Origin of the sequence: Hymenobacter sp. AT01-02, assembly GCF_000961955.2 — a bacterium.
In the GTDB taxonomy this organism is placed as follows: Bacteria; Bacteroidota; Bacteroidia; order Cytophagales; family Hymenobacteraceae; genus Hymenobacter; species Hymenobacter mucosus.
Window position 1 is genome coordinate 1 of the sequence record NZ_JZIR02000013.1, and the last position, 16935, is coordinate 16935.

The window sequence follows — 16935 nt, forward strand, 5'->3', positions numbered from 1 at the left end:
GCCATACTGTCCTGCTGGAGCTGCTCGGTAATGTGCTGCTCTTCTGCCGGATCCTCCACGAACAGCCCTGGCCAACCCACCCACACATTGCCCTTCTCCCGGTAGATAGAGCCCAACCCCGTCGCTAACCCGCCTTCGCTGGGTTGAAACGTGAGACTTTCTTCGGTGCGGAGAACTTTGGTGGGTAGTCGGTTTGAGACAATAATCGTTCGGGACATGAGCCTGTTTGGATGGTGAACTTATAGGCTTACGGCAGAAGGAGGCGTTTAGCCGTTATTTTTTTACCTCCTTTTTTCTCACGTGCGCGCACAGCTTAGGTTTGGCCTTCTCATCTCCAGCGCAGAAACGCTCCTGATTTGATACTGTTGATCTTGGGCTCACCTTAAACAGGTGGAGTTACCGCCGACAAGGGACCCAGCCGAGCACAGTGACGCAGCCCAAGCAACCGGAAGTTCGCGCCAGCTCCTTATACTTACTGCATTCTAGTGCCTTTCCTGTTTTCGTTTCCTTTCTGAATGTTCAGTTCTTCCTTCTACCGTTGCCGCGCTCTACCTATTGTCGCGGCCCTCACTCTTAGTGGCTCCTTGTACCAGTCGGCTGTGGCTCAGGCCCGCCGGGAATACCTGCTTACCACCAACTGGAAATTTACCAAGGGAGATGTGCCCAATGCGGCCCAGCCCACCTATAAAGATGCCTCTTGGCAAACAGTGCAGGTACCCCACGACTGGGCCATTTATGGTCCCTTTGATGGCAACAACGATCTGCAAACGGTGAAGATTGAGCAAAACCAGGAGCAGAAAGCTACCCCCAAATCGGGCCGCACGGGGGGCTTGCCGTTTATTGGCACCGGCTGGTACCGCCGCCAGCTAGACGTGCCGGGCTTCGGGCCGGGCAAGCGGGCAGTGCTACTGTTCGATGGTGCCATGAGCGACGCCCACGTATTTGTGAACGGCAAGGAAGTAGGCGCCTGGGCTTACGGCTATAACTCCTTCTCCTGCGACATTACCGATGCCCTGCAAGCGGGTGGCAACAATGTACTAGCAGTTCGTCTGCGCAACCAAGCTGAAGCCTCGCGCTGGTACCCTGGTGCCGGGCTGTACCGCAATGTGCACCTGCTGATCACCGACGACGTACACATTCCGGTGTGGGGTACCTACCTCACTACCCCCGAAATCAACGCCAACTTTGCCAAGGTGAAGCTGCGCACGCAAGTAGCTACGCCCGGCAATACCTTCCAGCCCCTGCGCCTTGAAACCGAAATTCGGGATGCTGCGGGGCAGGTGGTAGCCACTACCAGCACCACCCTCACGGCCACCGACGGCCAGGAGTTCGAGCAAAACTTGGTGGTGAAAACTCCCCAGCTCTGGTCGCCGGAAACGCCCGTGCTGTATTCGGCCACCTCTAAGCTGTACGCCGGCAATGAGTTGAAAGACGAGTACCGCACGCCCTTTGGTATTCGCTCATTCAAATTTGAAGCTGGCAAAGGCTTTTCGCTGAACGGGCAGGTGCGCAAGTTTAAGGGTGTATGTAATCACCACGACTTGGGCCCCTTGGGCGCTGCTGTAAATACGGCTGCCCTACGCCGTCAGCTAGTCCTTCTGAAGGACATGGGCTGCGATGCCATTCGCACTACTCACAACATGCCAGCCCCAGAGCTAGTCACTCTCTGCGACGAAATGGGCTTCATGCTCATGGTAGAATCGTTTGACGAATGGAAGACACCCAAGGTAAAAAATGGCTACAGCCAGTACTTTGATCAGTGGTCGGAGAAGGACCTCGTGAACATGGTGCACCGCGACCGAAACCACCCGAGCGTAATTATGTGGAGCATCGGCAACGAAGTTCCCGACCAGGGCGCACCCGGCGGCGGCAAAATTGCCAAGCGCCTCCAGGATATTGTGCACCGTGAGGACCCTTCGCGCCCCGTAACGGCCGGCATGGACCAGATTGATGCGGCCATTAAGAACAACTTCGCTTCGGTACTCGATATTGCTGGCTTCAACTACAAACCTCACCGCTACGAGGAAGCCAACGATAAACTGCCTCAAGGGTTCTTGCTCGGCTCCGAAACGGCTTCTACCGTGAGCAGCCGCGGGGTGTACAAGTTTCCGGTAGAGCTAGCTAAACAAAAGAAATACCCCGATAACCAGTCATCGTCCTACGATTTGGAGGCCTGCGTGTGGTCGCAGACGCCTGACGAGGAATTTGTGAAGCAGGATGCGCTGCCCTACGTATTGGGCGAGTTTGTATGGACAGGCTTCGATTACTTGGGCGAGCCGACTCCCTACGATGAAGTGTGGCCCTCGCACAGTTCTTACTTCGGTATTATGGACCTCGCCGGCCTACCCAAAGATCGGTACTATCTCTACCGAGCCCGGTGGAATACCGCCGCACCTACCTTGCACCTGCTGCCTCATTGGACTTGGCCTGGCCGTGAGGGACAAACGACCCCTGTGTTTTGCTACACCAACTACCCCTCGGCTGAGCTGTTCGTAAATGGTGTAAGCCAGGGTCGTAAGACCAAAGGGCCCTCTGATAAGCCTCAAACTCAGTACCGCCTTATGTGGAACGAGGTGAAGTACCAGCCGGGCAGCATTAAGGTAGTAGCCTACGATGCGCAGGGTAAGGCCGTGGCGGAGGAAGAGGTGCGCACTGCGGGCAAGCCCCACCACATCAAGCTGGTTGCTGATCAGACCCACTTAGCTGCCGACGGGCAGGACCTAGCTTACGTAACAGCTCGGGTGGAAGACGCCCAAGGCAACTTGTGCCCCGATGCTACCAACGAACTAGCGTTTAAAGTAACTGGTGCGGGCCGCTTCAGGGCCGTAGCCAACGGCGACGCAACCAGTCTGGAGCTGTTTCATCAGCCCCGGATGCACGCCTTCCACGGCCAATTGGTAGCTACCGTGCAGGCCTCGGATAAGGCTGGCCCGGTGGAGTTGAAAGTAACGGGCAAAGGAGTAAAGCCCGCTACGTTACGTCTCATTACCGAGAAAAACGCCGCTAAATAAGGCTAGCCGGTGCCGCTACGATTGAAAGCACTATTGTAGCGGCACCGGTAGCTAGCCCTACCTCGGGTCAGAAAAACCGCCATAGGTCTTTAATAGGGCCGCTACTAAGCGCGGCGCAGCTGGCTTGGCTCAGAAGAAACAGGTAATAAAAAAGGCCTCTGCAGTAATGCAGAGGCCTTTTTTCAAAACGAGGCGTGTAGTCCGTAGGGGAATCGAACCCCTGTTGGTAGAATGAAAATCTACTGTCCTAACCCCTAGACGAACGGACCAGATTAAGCGGCCTTGTTTCGTTTTGATGGTGCAAAGATACAGCCCGATAGATTCAGCGCAAGAGGGTGTTGGTAAAAAACCTGCGAAGACGAAAAAAGAGGCTGATTGTCAGGCGAAAAAAAATTCTACCCCAACGCCTGGATTTCGTATGGCTATCTTATTTGGCGATGTTAGCGGAGCCCTGTACCTTCGCTCGCGTTTTCACCCGGCCCTCCCGGACCGATAAACTCCCATTTCCCCATTCTTATGGCTAAAATCAAAGTTGCCATTAACGGCTTCGGCCGCATTGGCCGCCTGACGTTCAAGGCCCTGCTTCAGCGCGACAACGTGGAAGTTGTGGCTATCAATGACCTGACGGATAACAAGACCCTGGCTCACCTGCTGAAGTACGACTCTATCCACGGCCGTTTCAACGGTACTGTGGCGTACGACGAGGAAAGCCTGACCGTAAATGGCCAGCGCATTGCTGCTCTTGCTGAGCGCGACCCCAAGCTGTTGCCCTGGGGCGACATGGGCGTTGACGTGGTGCTGGAGTCAACCGGCCGCTTCGTTGACGAGGCAGGTGCTGGTCAGCACCTCACCGCTGGTGCCAAGAAAGTAGTTATCTCGGCTCCTGCTACCGGCAACATTCCTACCGTAGTACTCGGCGTAAACGAAGACATCCTGACGGGCGCGGAAACCATCCTTTCCAACGCTTCGTGCACGACTAACTGCTTGGCTCCCATGGCGAAGGTGCTCGACGATGCTTTCGGCATTGAGAAGGGCTACATCACCACGGTACACGCGTATACCTCTGACCAGAACCTGCAGGACGCGCCTCACAAAGATCTGCGTCGTGCTCGTGCTGCTGCCTACAGCATCATTCCTACCAGCACTGGCGCTGCCAAAGCCGTAGGTCTGGTACTGCCCCAGTTGAAGGGTAAGTTGGATGGTATCGCCATGCGCGTGCCTATTCCAGACGGCTCTACCACCGACCTGACCGTAATCTTGAAGCAAGAAGTTACGAAGGAGCAAATCAACGAAGCCGTGCAAAAGGCTGCCGAAGGTGAGCTGAAAGGCATCCTGGAGTACAGCACCGATCCGCTGGTGAGCATTGACATCGTAGGTAACCCCCACTCGTGCATCTTCGACTCGCAGTTGACTTCGGCCAACGGTACGCTGGTGAAGGTGGTAGGTTGGTATGACAACGAAACCGGCTACTCTACCCGCACCGCTGACCTCATCCAGAAGTTGGGCGAGAAAATGAACGGCTAAGCTTTCTGGCTTTCTGACTTAAAGACCGCCTGCCTGGGAAACCAGGCAGGCGGTCTTTTTTAGGGCGGCATACCCGGTACGCGCTATCTTTGACGCCCGCTATTTCCCTTGGTACCATACGTCACCGCTCGTGCGCATTTGTTTTATTCTGAACCCCACTTCCGGTACTAACCGCACCCAAGACGTGCCAGCCCTGCTGACGCGCTACGCGACGGCCGCCGGTGCCACGTTCGAGGTCCGACTTACGCAGCACGCTGGCCACGCCGAAGCGCTGGCGTGGCAGGCGGCGCAGCAAGGCTTCCGGGTAGTGGTGGCCGTGGGTGGCGATGGCACTGTAAATGAGGTAGCGCGCGGCCTGCTGGGCACCGAGGCAGCGTTAGGAATTGTGCCGCGTGGCTCGGGCAATGGCTTAGCCCGCCACTTACGACTACCCCTAGACTTGCCGGGCGCAGTGGCTCGGGCTTGCGCCCCCACGTTTCAGCGCATTGATGTCGGACGCATCAACGGTCGGCCGTTCTTCTGCACCGCGGGGCTGGGGTTTGATGCGCACGTAAGCAAGATGTTTGCCCAGGCGGGCACGCGAGGACTGAAAACGTACGTGAAAATATCCTTGCGCGAGTACCGCCGCTACCGCCCTACGCCGGTGCAAATAACCTTAAATGGGGAGCAGCTACTGGATACCCACTGCTACGTGCTGGCTTTTGCCAATGCTGCCCAGTATGGCAACAACGCCTACATTGCTCCGCAGGCTAATATTCAGGATGGGCTGCTGGACGTATGCCTGATTGATCAACTACCTTTCACGCGGGCCCTGCGGGTTGGTGTAGGCCTCGCCCTCGGGACGTTGGCTACTTCAGGGGCAGCCGTATATCATACCAGCCGCCACATTCTGGTGCAGTCAGCAGCCCCGTTGGGTTTCCATGTGGATGGCGACTACGTAACCGACGCCACTCGTTTTGAAGTAGAACTAACGCCATTGGCGCTGGAAGTAGCCAACTGACGCAAACAACAACACTGTGCAGTGTGCGCATTGAGCGTCCTGGGTGGTGATGGGTGAATACTGGCCCCCTACCCAACGCGCCTTGCTCACAAGCTTACAACTTACTCGCATGAAAGCCGATAAAAAACGCCGGGAAGGCGTGGTGTACTCCACCAACCCCGATTTTGAGTACCAGCACACGGGCGAAGAAACTGCTGCTACGCTGCCGCCTCAGCAGCAAAACCTACGTGTGCAGCTGGACAAAAAAGCCCGCGGCGGCAAACAGGTCACGCTTGTTACTGGCTTTGTAGGTCAGGACGCTGATCTGCAAGACCTAGGCAAGCTTCTGAAAACAAAGTGTGGCGTAGGCGGCAACGCCAAAGACGGCGAAATCATCATCCAAGGCGACTTTCGAGACAAAGTACTGGCAGTCTTGATTGAGAAAGGCTACAAAGCCAAAAAGGCAGGCGGCTAGCCAAGTTGGTACTGCCTTAGTGCACCCCACTGGGTGATGCTGCGTAGGAGTCATAATGCCAAATTCGACCCCTACCACTGCTCAGCCGCTCGCCGATACCCCTGCTTCGGCTTCGGGCCGCCGAAGCCTGGGGCGGCGCGGTGAGCTACTGTTGGCTTTGCTTCCCACCGCCACGGTGCTGCTTATGCTTTGGTTGCTGGAGTTGCTGAGCAACCAGCGCCTGCTGTTTGCCTCCCTGGCCTCCAGTGCCTTTCTAATTTACCTCGACCCCGGCCACCGTACCAATAGTGCCCGCACGCTCGCCATCAGTCAGTTGGGCGCGGCTAGTATTGGGTTTGTGCTGCACGCCCTGGTAGGTCCGGGTTACGTAAGTGCGGCCCTAGCCATGGTACTCAGTATCCTGCTCATGATTGCGCTAGATGCTATGCACCCGCCGGCCGTATCCACGGGGCTCAACTTTGCCTTTCGGGCCGGTAGCGGCGAGGGGAACTTGCTGCTATTTGGGCTGGCAGTAGGCCTAGTAGTGGTGCTGGTAATTGTGCAGCGCGGCTCTACCTACATCTTGTCCCGACTTACACGCACCACTACGCCTACTACCTCATAAACAAAGGATGCCGACCGAATCAGTTACGTTATTTTCTCAGGCCGAAGCCGGTGTAGTCTCCGTAGTGCAGTGGCTGAAGCTTGGGGTTGAAACCATTGGGGCCCTCACTATTGCGCTGGGGATAGTGCTGGCGGCGGGGCTGTTTCTGAAGGCCCTTGTAGCCCGTCGCACCGCCGACTTCACCGCTATTCGGCTCACGTTGGCTCGCTACTTGGCCCTGGCCTTGGAATTTCAGCTTGGAGCCGATATCCTTTCCACGGCCATAGCTCCCAGTTGGGACCAAATCGGCAAGTTGGGGGCCGTAGCTGTTATCCGAACGGCGTTGAACTTCTTCCTGTCGCGGGAGATGAAAGAGGAGCGCCAGGATACTGCCGAGCAGCATGTAGTAGGAAAAGCAGCCGGTGAAACCAGCGGCCAGAAAGCTTAGCTTTCTATTTTTAGCTGAACCAAGGCTCTCTCCACATCCTCTGGGGTGTCGATGCCCAGGGTAGTCAGCTCCGTTTCGGCTGTCAGAATGCGGTAGCCGTGTTCCAGCCAGCGCAGTTGCTCCAGGCTTTCGGCCAGCTCCAATGGCGAAGGCAGCAGTTGCGTGATTTCCCGGAGCACATCTGGCCGGTAGGCGTAAAGGCCAATGTGGCGCAAGTAGCGGTGGTGCAGCAGCCAGTCGGCAGAAGGGTACTGGCGCTGGTAGGGCAGGGGGTGCCGACTAAAATACATGGCGTAGCCCTGGGTATCCAGAATCACCTTAGGAAGGTGGGGGCTGAACAATTCCTCGTCACTCACTACGGGCTTAACCAGCGTAGCCAGTTGCGGAGGATTAGGTCGGGCAAACAACGCTACCAAGGCATCGATCTGGGTTGGATGGATGAATGGCTCGTCGCCTGAATATTGATGATGCAGTCAGCATCGGTGTGCAGCTGTTCGTAGGCTTCGCGTACTCGGTCGGTGCCGCTGGGGTGGTTAGCAGCCGTCAGCACGGCCTCGCCCCCAAATGCGATGACGTGGGCATAAATTCGCTCATCATCAGTGGCCACTATTACGCGGCTGAGGCTCGACTTTTGAGCTTGTTCCACTACTCGCTGAATCATGGATTTGCCGCCTAAATCAATGAGGGGCTTGCCTGGTAAACGAGTAGAGGCGTAGCGGGCGGGAATAATGCCGATGGCGTGCATAGAGAAAGAGCAGCAGGGTGGAAGCCACAAAAAACGGGAAAAACTAGCACGTTTCGATGCTGACCTGGGGCTACTGAACTACTACTTCTTGAAAGCCAGTAGGTAGCTCATTCTCCCATGAATCATAGCCGGCACGCAGCTAAGCCAAAAATATCTCAGAATCCACCAATAAAATCTGGGAAGCCTGGTTTAACACAGCGGCTACTAGGTAGGAATGCGTAACTTTCGGCAGTATTTATGCAGGTGAGATACAGCGCAGGTTGTATTGTCAGTGCCTGTTGCTTTGCGCTTTTCTTGTATGTCCCGATTCTCGTTGCTATCTGCTGCGTTTGTATTTTCTGGTTTCTCTGCGTTGGCGGCGCCGCGGCCGGTAGCCCCGCCCGATTCTATTGGCGTGGAGTACCGCAACAACAAAATGCTGATTAAGCACCGCGTGGCACCCGGCGAAACGCTTTATGGGTTGGCTCGCCGCTACAAAGTGCCGGTAGAGCAAATTGTGGAAGCTAACCCCAGCTTAAAAGGCGCACTGGTTACCAACCAGATAGTGTTGGTACCCCGCAACCGGGTAGTGATGACAGCTCCGGCCAGTACCCGCCCGGCTGCCACAGCCGCTCCCACTACAGCTACTCGCAGCCTGCCTACTGATGCCCGCGGCAACCGCGTGTACAAAGTGGAAGCAGGCCAAACGCTCTTCTCTATTGCCCGCAAGTTTGGCACTTCTCCCGCCGAGCTGGCCCGCCTGAATGGGGTAACTACCAGCTACAATGTGCGTCTTGGCGAAACCATAATTGTGGCAGGTGCCCCTGCTACCCGTCCCGAGCCCGCCGCCCCAGTTGCAGCAGCTCCGCGCCCGGCTACTCGCCCTGAGCGAGCCGATGATACGGCTGAGCGCGAGCGGGAAGCGCGCGAAACCCGGGAACGGGAAGCGCGTGAGCGGGCCCGGGAGGCGGCTCCGGCTCCTACTCCCACCACACCTGTCGAGGACGACCGAGAGCGGGCGCCCGAACGTGCCAACGAAATTGTGCGCCGCGTGTCAGAAAATGGGTTGGCTATGGTCATTCCCACGGACGCCTCCGATAAATACCTAGCTCTGCACAAAACTGCCCCCGTAGGTACTATCATGCAGGTGCGCAATATCATGAACGGGCAGTCGGTGTACGTGCGCGTAATTGGCAAGCTGCCCGACACGGGTGAAAATTCCAACGTGCTCGTACGCCTGTCCAAGAAAGCCGTACAGCGCCTAGCTACTCCCGACCAACGCTTCCGGGTGGAAACCAGCTACGTCCCCTAACCTTCGACCCCAGTACCAAACAGGGAGAGGTGAGACTGTTGTTCTGCGTTAGCTAGGCCAGCAGCCCCGCCTCTCCCTTTTGTTTGCCATTATGAACCACGCCCAGGTCCGCACCCTCCTCGACGAGAAATATCTGCATTACGACCAACCCACCTTTATTTCAGCCGACCCCATCAGCATTCCGCACCGTTTTTCCCAGCGGCAGGATATTGAAATTAGCGCCTTATTTTCCGCCTTGTTGGCCTGGGGGCGGCGCCCCACCATCATCAGCAAATGCTTAGAACTAATGCGCCGCATGGACAATGCGCCCTACCAGTTTATTACTCAACACCACGACGATGACCTAAAAGGCCTACTGGGCTTTTGTCATCGTACCTTCTGCGACACAGACTTACTGTATTTTGTGCACTGGCTGCGTTGGTTTTACGCCGGGCACGATACCTTAGAAGATGCTTTTCTCGTGGGTAGCACCCAGAAAGAAAGGTTAGAGAACTTCCACAACTTGTTCTTCAGCCTAGCGGATGCACCTCAGCGCACCCGTAAGCACGTAGCCACCCCGGCCCGCGGCTCGGCCTGCAAGCGCGTGAACATGTACTTGCGCTGGATGGTACGCCCCGACACCCGCGGCGTAGACTTTGGCCTCTGGCAGCGTCTTTCACCCGCCGACCTCATCTGCCCCTGCGATGTGCACGTGGAGCGCGTGGCCCGTCGCCTGGGGCTGCTTGAGCGTAAGCAAGTAGATTGGCTAGCCGCCGAGGACCTTACCGCCCACCTCCGCAGCTTCGACCCGCTGGACCCCGTGAAGTATGACTTTGCGCTGTTTGGACTGGGAGTGGAAGGGGAGATGTAAGCAGCACACTATCCATGTGGGCAGGTGCCTCACTGGCAAAAATGTTGTAAGACACTGCCCGCCTGAGGCACCAAATAAATATGAAGCAAGGGCCCATGTATTACATGTAATTTATTGAATCTTTCCCCACGTGCGAAGTGTTTATCTTCGCATTCCCTTCCGAATATACAGTCCTACACAAGGAATACCTGATTTGATTCTTCCTCAGAATTTTGAGCAAAAAATAGGTTTCGCGCAGCTGCGTGAAATGCTGGAAGGCCTGTGCTTGAGTGCACTAGGTCGGCAGTTTGTGGCCAAGATGACCTTCCAGACAAAGCACGACCAGCTTCACAAGCTCCTACTGCAAACCGACGAATTTCGCCAGCTGCTGAATAGCGGGGCCGACTTTCCGAGCCAACACTACCACGATGTGCACCAGCATTTGGTGCGCGCCAATATTCCCGGTTCTTACTTGGACGTAGCGGCGTTTTTCGCCGTGAAAATGAGCCTGCGCACCATTCGCGAGGCGCTCAGCTTCTTTACCCATGCCGAGGAAAATCTGTACCCTACGCTGCGTTTGCTAGGCATTGGGGTGCAGGTAGACCGCAACCTGCTAGCTGCCTTGGACAAGGTGGTGGACGACGAAGGCCAGGTGCGCGATAACGCGTCGCCGCTGCTGAGCCAGCTGCGCCAAGAGCTGATTAACCGGCAGGGGCTGCTGCGCAAGCAAATTGCGGGTATTCTGCGCCATGCCCGCCAGGAAGGTTGGGTGCCTGAGGGCTCTGAGCCGACTATTCGGGGTGGCCGTTTGGTGCTGCCAGTTATTGCCGAGCACAAGCGCCGCGTGAAAGGCCTCATCCATGATGAGTCGGCTACGGGACAGACGGTGTACATTGAGCCGGAAGCTGTCTTCGAGCTGAACAACGACATCAAGGACCTGGAAAATGCCTACCAGCGCGAGTTGGTGCGCATTCTGACCCAGCTCACGGCCCACTTACGCCCCCATATTCCCGACTTACGCAAGGCCTACCAATACTTGGGGCTGCTGGACTTTATTCGGGCTAAGGCGCAATTAGCGCGTCGTTTGGAAGCTACGCTGCCAGTGTTGAATCCTCGTCCGCTGATTCGCTGGCACCGCGTGCGACACCCGCTCCTGTACCTCACCTTCCAGGCCCACGCCAAAGACGATGCGCGCGAGGTAGTACCCCTGGACATCGAGCTGAATCCCGAACAGCGCATTCTGCTGATTTCGGGACCCAATGCCGGTGGTAAGTCAGTGAGCATGAAGACGGTAGGCTTAGTGCAGTATATGCTGCAGTGCGGCTTGCTTATTCCGGCCGGCGAGGAGTCTGAGTCGGGCGTGTTCGAGGATATCTTCCTAGATATCGGTGACGAGCAGAGCTTGGAAAACGACCTGAGTACGTATTCATCTCACTTGCTGAGTATGAAGCAGTTCGTGACCCTGGCTAACAAGCGCAGCTTGGTGCTGATTGACGAATTTGGTACGGGCACCGAGCCCAGCCTGGGCGGCGCTATTGCCGAGGCCGTGCTGGAGCAGCTCAACCGCGCCCGGGCTTTCGGGGTCATCACTACCCACTACACCAACCTGAAAAACTACGCCGAGCGTACGGCGGGCATCATTAACGGGGCCATGCGCTACGACCCCGAAAAACTGCAGCCCCTCTATCGTCTCGAAACAGGTAAGCCTGGGTCAAGCTTTGCCATCGAAATTGCCCGCAAAATTGGTTTGCCCAAGGACATTGTGGAGCGTGCTACCCAACTGGTTGGTAAAGATAAAATTCGCTACGACCGGCTGCTGGAAGGCTTGGAAAAGGAAAAAACCGAGCTTGAGCAGCGCACTGCCGAAGCGGCCAAACAGGAGCGGCGCATGAAGAAAGCCGCCCAGGACTACCAAGACCTTAAGAAGTACCTCGACGACACCACCCTTGATGTGCTGCGCGAAGCCAAGGCCAAGGCGAAAATGCTGCTCAAGGACACGAATCAGCAAATTGAAGCTACCATCCAGGAAATTCGCCTGGGTCAGGCTGAAAAGGAGCGCACCAAGGAAGCCCGCGGCAAGCTGGATACCTTCGTGCGGGAAAAGCTGCAGATAGAACCGCCGAAAGCCCGCGGCACTCGAGAGCTAGCCGACCCGAATACCCTTAAGCCCGGCGACAAGGTAGCGCTGCTGGGCCAGGAAGGGCACGGTGAGATTATGAGTGTGAAAGGCAAAACGGCAGAGGTTTCCTTTGGCGGCCTGAAAACCATTGTGAAAGTAAGTCAGCTGGAAAAGCTCACGCGCTCCGAGATTCGGGAGCGGGAGAAGGAAGCTGCTCGTAAAGCGCCGGCTCAGCACGCCACGCTGGACATTACGGGGCGTATGTCGGGCTTCAACACCACGCTGGACTTGCGCGGGGAGCGGGCAGAAGATGCCCTGAACAGAATCATGGCCTACGTGGACGACGCGTGATGCTGGGCGTGTCGGAAATCAAGATCCTGCACGGCCGCGGCAACGGGGTATTGCGCCAAGTGGTGCGCGACTACCTCCACCGCACGCGCGAAGTAGCCAGCGTGGCTGATGAGCACGCCGACCGCGGCGGTGATGGCGCCACGGTAGCTGTGCTGAAATAGTACCATCTTGCATTGCCAGAACCCGTTGCGAACCCCGCGACGGGTTCTTCTTTTCCCTTGAATCCAATACTTTATGCACCCCCGCAACCTTCACGCCGCCCGCTACGACTTCGACCAGCTAACCAGTATCCGACCGGAACTGGCCGCTTTTGTAGTGCCTAATCCTACGGGCGACGACAGCATCGACTTCGCCAACCCAGCGGCGGTGAAAGCGCTGAATCAGGCGTTGCTTCAGCAGTTTTATGGGGTAGCGCAGTGGGACGTGCCCGCTGGCTACCTCTGCCCACCCATTCCGGGCCGGGCCGACTACCTCCACTACGCCGCCGACTTGCTGGCCGCTGAGCACGGTGGCGTGATACCGCGCGATAAGGGTGTGCACGTGCTCGACGTAGGAGTAGGCGCCAACTGCGTGTACCCCATTGTGGGGACGCGGACGTACGGCTGGCGCTTCGTGGGGTCCGATATTGACCCTGTCGCTATTCGGGTGGCTAGGCACATGGTAGAAGCAAACCCTGTGCTGCGCGGCCGTATCGACATCCGCCACCAAACGCACGCGGACTACATCTTCGAGGGTATTGTGAAGGCGCGCGAGGAGTTTGATTTAGTGGTGTGCAACCCGCCGTTTCATACCTCGGCGGCCGAGGCGGCAGCCGGTAGTCAGCGCAAGAACCGCAACCTCGGGTACGCCAAGGCACCGGAGCCTGTGCTAAACTTCGGGGGGCAGAACAACGAGCTTTGGTGTGAAGGCGGGGAAGAAGGCTTCTTGCGTCGGATGGTAGCCCAAAGCAAGCCATTGGCTGGGCGGGTATTGTGGTTTACTTCTCTGGTTTCTAAAAAACAAACCCTGCTTAGTGCCCATTACTTCTTGCAACAGGCCGGCGCCACGGAGGTCAAAACTATTGATATGACCCAGGGACAGAAAGCCAGTCGCTTGGTAGCTTGGACGTTTCAGGACGCCGAACAACGGCAGGCCTGGGCCCAACGCCGCTGGAAGTAAGCTAGCTCCCTCTAGCAGTGCTACGTGTGTGTATCCAGATCAGCGTCATAAGCAAATGCTTAGTGCTCAGGAAAGCCCAATAATGCATACTCTGCATCAGTACACCAGTAAATAAAAAAGGCTCCCAGTATTGGGAGCCTTTTTTATTTACTGGTGTACGTGCTACTGAACTACAACTCGGCTAATCTGGGTCGATTCGGTTGTTTCAATTTGCACAAGGTACAAGCCAGCACGTAAGGAGGAGGCATCTACGCTTACTTCCTGGCCGTTCAGGGTCTTGGTTTGGTCGAGTACTATGCGGCCGGTAGCATCGCGCAGCACCACGCGGGCCGAGCGCGCCTTATCTGAGTGCATGCGCAGCTGGAAGGAGCCGCTGGTGGGGTTGGGATACACGTGCACGGCGCTTTGTTGCACGGCTGTTTTGTTGGCTAACACTAGGCTACACACGCTCACGCCGGCATTCTGATCGGCGATGCGCCGGGCAAACTCCTGGTAGAACTGGTTTGTTATCAGAGCATCGTGTACAACCAGGGTGTTCTCGTCATTTTCCGTGTTGGCCGAGAGGCTCCAGTTGTGCGAGCCCACAAACACCAACGGATCTGATTGCGACGCGCCGGCATCAACGATGGCATATTTGTGGTGCATGATGCCGCTGAGCTTGTTGACCAAGATGCGGTTGCCAACGGCCGTTTTAATGGTGCGGAACACGCTGCCCGAGGCTGCGCTGCTCGTTGTATCATCGAGTAGTACTTCCGTGCAGCTAGCAATGCCCTTGAGCTGCACCTGGTCGCGGATGGCGCGGGCAATATCGCTCTGCGTGATGAGCATGGTGGCAATATGGAGGTCGTTGTCGGCCGTAGCCACTGTTTCAATCAGGCGCCCGTTCACGTTGTCAGTGGGCGAGAACCACGATTCCACTGACTTGCCCCCGATGTTGAGGTAGTGGGGAGTGTTGTCGGTTTTGCGGGAGCCGAATACGGCCGTGGTCTGTGTGCCGCCGCCCCACATTTCGTTGAACTCTATGGTGTACACCCGCGCCAGCGACTGGTCTTGGATGGCAAGGGAGTTGTTGCGGTCGGTGCTGAGCTGTGCGGGCGTCCAGTTGGTAGAGCCCGTCCAAACCCACGGTTGGTTGGGGGTAGTGCTGTTGGCGTCAATCACCACAAACTTATTGTGCATGATGTTCTGCGTGGTTTGGCGACCAATGCGCGGAATAGCTGCATTCAGGCCACTAATACTGGCGTTGGTGTTATCGTTTTCATAAATCACCCGCACCTGCACGCCCCGAGCCTGCGCCGCATTCACCGCTGCCAGAATAACCGGGCTGTTCCAATTGTACACCGCAATGTCTAGGGTTTGCTGGGCGCGGCTGATGTAGCGCGCAATGGTATCGGCCACGGCCCCGTTGGCTAGGTAGGTAGCCGTGTTGCCCGGCAACGCCAGGGTAGTATTCACTGGGTTTGTGAAATAGGTGCGCATCTTCCCCGTCGATTGGGAAGCTGTAATCATGGGAAGCACCCGCGACTCAGACAAGCCCACCGAATTGGTGCTGCTAGCCTTGACGTAATACACCGTGGCGGGCTGTAAGCCGCTGATAGTTAAACTATGCTGAGTGGTGCTGGTTGCGCTGGTTAGGGCCGTAAACGGGCCACCCGCTGACGCGGCATATTCCAGCTTGGTAGTACCCGCATTCTGGGTCCGGAAGTTTACCGTAAAGCCCGACGTAGTAATATTGGTGGTGGTAGGGGCGCTAACGATATTGGGAGTGAGGCCCTGCTGAAAGTCGGCGTAGAGGCGGGGCAGCAACTGGTAGCCGGTGGTTCCTGCCGTGCGGGTAAACTGGCTCATGATGCCTACCACGTCGAACGTGCCTGTGGGCGACGGCTTGCCAATCAGGCCATCGGGCCCAGTGGAGGCCGCATTCACGTACATGACGGTGGTAGCGTTGTTGCTGATGCGGTAGGTAGTACTCGCAAAAGCCGTTACGGCGGCGCCGGCCGTCGTTGTTACGGTAGTGGCATTTGTCAGCTTCACCAGTTGGCCTTCGTATTGCTCGGCGTAGGCCGCCGCCGCATTAGCAGAGGTAAAGACCACGGGAGTGGGTAGAGGGCGGTTGCCGGCACTACCGTCAGCGACGATACGGGGTCCAGCTCTAGAAGCCCGTTGTAGTCCTTCAGGGTGCCCGTCACGACGATGGAGTCGCCCGGGCGCACGTTGGCGGTGAGGGCGGTGGAGTACACAGCAATGCCGGCCGTGCCATCCTGGATGTAGCGAATAACGCCCAGCTCCGGCCCGTTGGTAGCCACGCCGCGGAGGGTTACGCTGGCGCCCGAGGTGCCATAGGCGGGCGCCTGAGCCCGGGCTTGCGCAATGCTAATGGCCGTTTGCGCACGTGCTGGCCCAAAAACCAGCAGCAGCGCGAGTACAGTCCAGAGAGTAAAGTGTTTCATGCAGTAAAAAGACAGGTAGAAAGAAGAAACAGTGAAAGACGGCGGCAACTATCTTGGTTTCAGAGGAGAGGTCACTACACCTGAACTCGAGAGCAATGTCTGGATAGGCTAAGCTCAGGCTGATGCACGAGCAAGTAGGCCGAGGGAGTACTGCACAAAACCGGCCCGCCTACTTCACAGTAAACAGGCCGGTTTGCGTGCAGACTTGGCAACAGTGAGCTTAGAAAATATTCACTTCGGGGTGCAGCTCCACTCCAAACTTCTCGCGTACCGAGGTAATAATGTCGTGTGCCAGCTCGCGGATGTCCTGTCCCTGTGCGCCCCCATGGTTAACGAGTACTAGCGCTTGCTTATCGTGTACGCCGTGGGCGCCGCGCCGCATACCCTTCCAGCCACACTGCTCGATCAGCCACCCAGCCGGCACCTTCACACCCCCAGGCACGGGGTAGCCCGGCACCTCGGGGTACTGGGCTTTCAGCTCATCAAATTTGGCCTGCGAAACCTCCGGGTTTTTGAAAAAGGAACCCGCGTTGCCAATCTGAGCAGGGTCCGGGAGCTTGCTGCGCCGAATATGCATCACAGCCTCGCTTACTTGGCGCGGCGTGGGCTCACCCCCAATGCCCAAGTCTTCGAGCGTGGTTTTAATGGCTCCGTAGCTCACGTTGGGCTGGGCCTGGCGATGTAAGCGCAATACTACCCCCGTCACGATATACTGATTTTTCAGGGGGCCTTTGAATACACTCTCGCGGTAGCCAAAGCCACACTCGGCTGCCGAAAACGTGCGCAGCTGCCCAGTGCTGATTTCCAGGGCCTCTAAGTGGTCAAAGGTATCCTTGAGTTCGGCTCCGTAAGCACCAATGTTTTGCAGAGGCGCCGCGCCCACTGTACCTGGAATCAAGGACAGGTTTTCGATGCCGCTCAACTCTTGGTCGAGGGTGTATTGCACCATGCCGTGCCACGACTCGCCGGCGC

Annotated in this window: 14 protein-coding genes, 1 tRNA gene and 2 pseudogenes; 11 read left to right on the forward strand and 6 right to left on the reverse strand. The window is 57.0% G+C overall.

The window, feature by feature from the left end; translation table 11 throughout:
* Nucleotides 1-218 (reverse strand): annotated as a pseudogene (locus VI25_RS04845) (trehalose-6-phosphate synthase); the annotation flags it as partial.
* A gap of 297 nt (nucleotides 219-515) precedes the next feature.
* Between VI25_RS04845 and galB the strand changes: the two are divergent.
* Complete coding sequence (gene galB, locus VI25_RS04850) at nucleotides 516-3011, forward strand: beta-galactosidase GalB (RefSeq protein WP_045687082.1); 2496 nt, start codon at nucleotides 516-518, stop codon at nucleotides 3009-3011.
* A gap of 197 nt (nucleotides 3012-3208) precedes the next feature.
* Here the strand turns inward: galB and VI25_RS04855 are convergent.
* A tRNA-Glu gene (locus tag VI25_RS04855) sits at nucleotides 3209-3280 on the reverse strand.
* Nucleotides 3281-3527: 247 nt separating this feature from the next.
* Here VI25_RS04855 and gap point away from each other — a divergent pair.
* From gap to VI25_RS04880, 5 genes are all read left to right on the forward strand, one after another.
* On the forward strand, nucleotides 3528-4535 hold the full coding sequence (gene gap, locus VI25_RS04860; protein WP_045687084.1) for a type I glyceraldehyde-3-phosphate dehydrogenase: 1008 nt from the start codon (nucleotides 3528-3530) through the stop codon (nucleotides 4533-4535).
* Nucleotides 4536-4665: 130 nt separating this feature from the next.
* Nucleotides 4666-5535, forward strand: coding sequence for a diacylglycerol/lipid kinase family protein (locus VI25_RS04865; RefSeq protein ID WP_045687085.1), 870 nt, complete (start codon nucleotides 4666-4668; stop codon nucleotides 5533-5535).
* A gap of 109 nt (nucleotides 5536-5644) precedes the next feature.
* Entirely contained in the window at nucleotides 5645-5989 is a 345-nt protein-coding gene (locus tag VI25_RS04870) for a translation initiation factor (RefSeq protein ID WP_045687086.1), read from the forward strand.
* 55 nt (nucleotides 5990-6044) lie between these two features.
* Nucleotides 6045-6593: an HPP family protein gene (locus VI25_RS04875; protein WP_045687087.1), complete on the forward strand. Its 549-nt coding sequence runs from the start codon at nucleotides 6045-6047 to the stop codon at nucleotides 6591-6593.
* 7 nt (nucleotides 6594-6600) lie between these two features.
* Nucleotides 6601-7020, forward strand: coding sequence for a DUF1622 domain-containing protein (locus VI25_RS04880; protein WP_045687088.1), 420 nt, complete (start codon nucleotides 6601-6603; stop codon nucleotides 7018-7020).
* Here VI25_RS04880 and kdsB read toward each other — a convergent pair.
* A pseudogene (kdsB, locus tag VI25_RS28800) lies at nucleotides 7017-7765 on the reverse strand (3-deoxy-manno-octulosonate cytidylyltransferase). The gene VI25_RS04880 and the pseudogene kdsB overlap by 4 nt on opposite strands.
* 298 nt (nucleotides 7766-8063) lie before the next feature.
* Here kdsB and VI25_RS04890 point away from each other — a divergent pair.
* The 5 genes from VI25_RS04890 (at nucleotide 8064) to rlmF (ending at nucleotide 13513) form a co-directional block, all read left to right on the forward strand.
* On the forward strand, nucleotides 8064-9056 hold the full coding sequence (locus VI25_RS04890; RefSeq protein ID WP_052694916.1) for a LysM peptidoglycan-binding domain-containing protein: 993 nt from the start codon (nucleotides 8064-8066) through the stop codon (nucleotides 9054-9056).
* 91 nt (nucleotides 9057-9147) lie between these two features.
* Complete coding sequence (locus tag VI25_RS04895) at nucleotides 9148-9906, forward strand: TIGR02757 family protein (RefSeq protein ID WP_045687098.1); 759 nt, start codon at nucleotides 9148-9150, stop codon at nucleotides 9904-9906.
* A 193-nt stretch (nucleotides 9907-10099) separates the two neighbouring features.
* Complete coding sequence (locus VI25_RS04900; protein WP_236704888.1) at nucleotides 10100-12355, forward strand: endonuclease MutS2; 2256 nt, start codon at nucleotides 10100-10102, stop codon at nucleotides 12353-12355.
* Entirely contained in the window at nucleotides 12355-12516 is a 162-nt protein-coding gene (locus VI25_RS26495; protein ID WP_236704889.1) for a Smr/MutS family protein, read from the forward strand. The genes VI25_RS04900 and VI25_RS26495 overlap by 1 nt, the downstream gene beginning before the upstream one ends.
* Before the next feature lie 73 nt (nucleotides 12517-12589).
* Nucleotides 12590-13513: a 23S rRNA (adenine(1618)-N(6))-methyltransferase RlmF gene (gene rlmF, locus VI25_RS04905; RefSeq protein WP_045687089.1), complete on the forward strand. Its 924-nt coding sequence runs from the start codon at nucleotides 12590-12592 to the stop codon at nucleotides 13511-13513.
* 162 nt (nucleotides 13514-13675) lie between these two features.
* Here rlmF and VI25_RS04910 read toward each other — a convergent pair whose 3' ends face one another.
* The 3 genes from VI25_RS04910 to murB all read right to left on the reverse strand — a co-directional run.
* Nucleotides 13676-15607 (reverse strand): phospholipase D-like domain-containing protein, encoded by a 1932-nt coding sequence (locus tag VI25_RS04910; protein ID WP_045687090.1) that lies wholly within the window; start codon nucleotides 15605-15607, stop codon nucleotides 13676-13678.
* Nucleotides 15544-15963, reverse strand: a complete 420-nt coding sequence (locus VI25_RS04915) for a hypothetical protein (protein WP_045687091.1) — start codon at nucleotides 15961-15963, stop codon at nucleotides 15544-15546. The genes VI25_RS04910 and VI25_RS04915 overlap by 64 nt, the downstream gene beginning before the upstream one ends.
* 220 nt (nucleotides 15964-16183) lie before the next feature.
* The coding region (gene murB / locus VI25_RS04920) for a UDP-N-acetylmuramate dehydrogenase (protein ID WP_055562321.1) at nucleotides 16184-16935 on the reverse strand (752 nt) is incomplete at its 5' end.

Coding starts and splice junctions, on each gene's coding strand:
- rlmF (WP_045687089.1), top strand. CDS start 12,590: ATGCACCCCCGCAACCTTCACGCCGCCCGCTACGACTTCGACCAGCTA.
- galB (WP_045687082.1), top strand. CDS start 516: ATGTTCAGTTCTTCCTTCTACCGTTGCCGCGCTCTACCTATTGTCGCG.
- VI25_RS04915 (WP_045687091.1), bottom strand. CDS start 15,963: ATGAAACACTTTACTCTCTGGACTGTACTCGCGCTGCTGCTGGTTTTT.
- VI25_RS04890 (WP_052694916.1), top strand. CDS start 8,064: ATGTCCCGATTCTCGTTGCTATCTGCTGCGTTTGTATTTTCTGGTTTC.
- VI25_RS04880 (WP_045687088.1), top strand. CDS start 6,601: ATGCCGACCGAATCAGTTACGTTATTTTCTCAGGCCGAAGCCGGTGTA.
- VI25_RS04895 (WP_045687098.1), top strand. CDS start 9,148: ATGAACCACGCCCAGGTCCGCACCCTCCTCGACGAGAAATATCTGCAT.
- VI25_RS26495 (WP_236704889.1), top strand. CDS start 12,355: ATGCTGGGCGTGTCGGAAATCAAGATCCTGCACGGCCGCGGCAACGGG.
- VI25_RS04870 (WP_045687086.1), top strand. CDS start 5,645: ATGAAAGCCGATAAAAAACGCCGGGAAGGCGTGGTGTACTCCACCAAC.
- VI25_RS04875 (WP_045687087.1), top strand. CDS start 6,045: ATGCCAAATTCGACCCCTACCACTGCTCAGCCGCTCGCCGATACCCCT.
- gap (WP_045687084.1), top strand. CDS start 3,528: ATGGCTAAAATCAAAGTTGCCATTAACGGCTTCGGCCGCATTGGCCGC.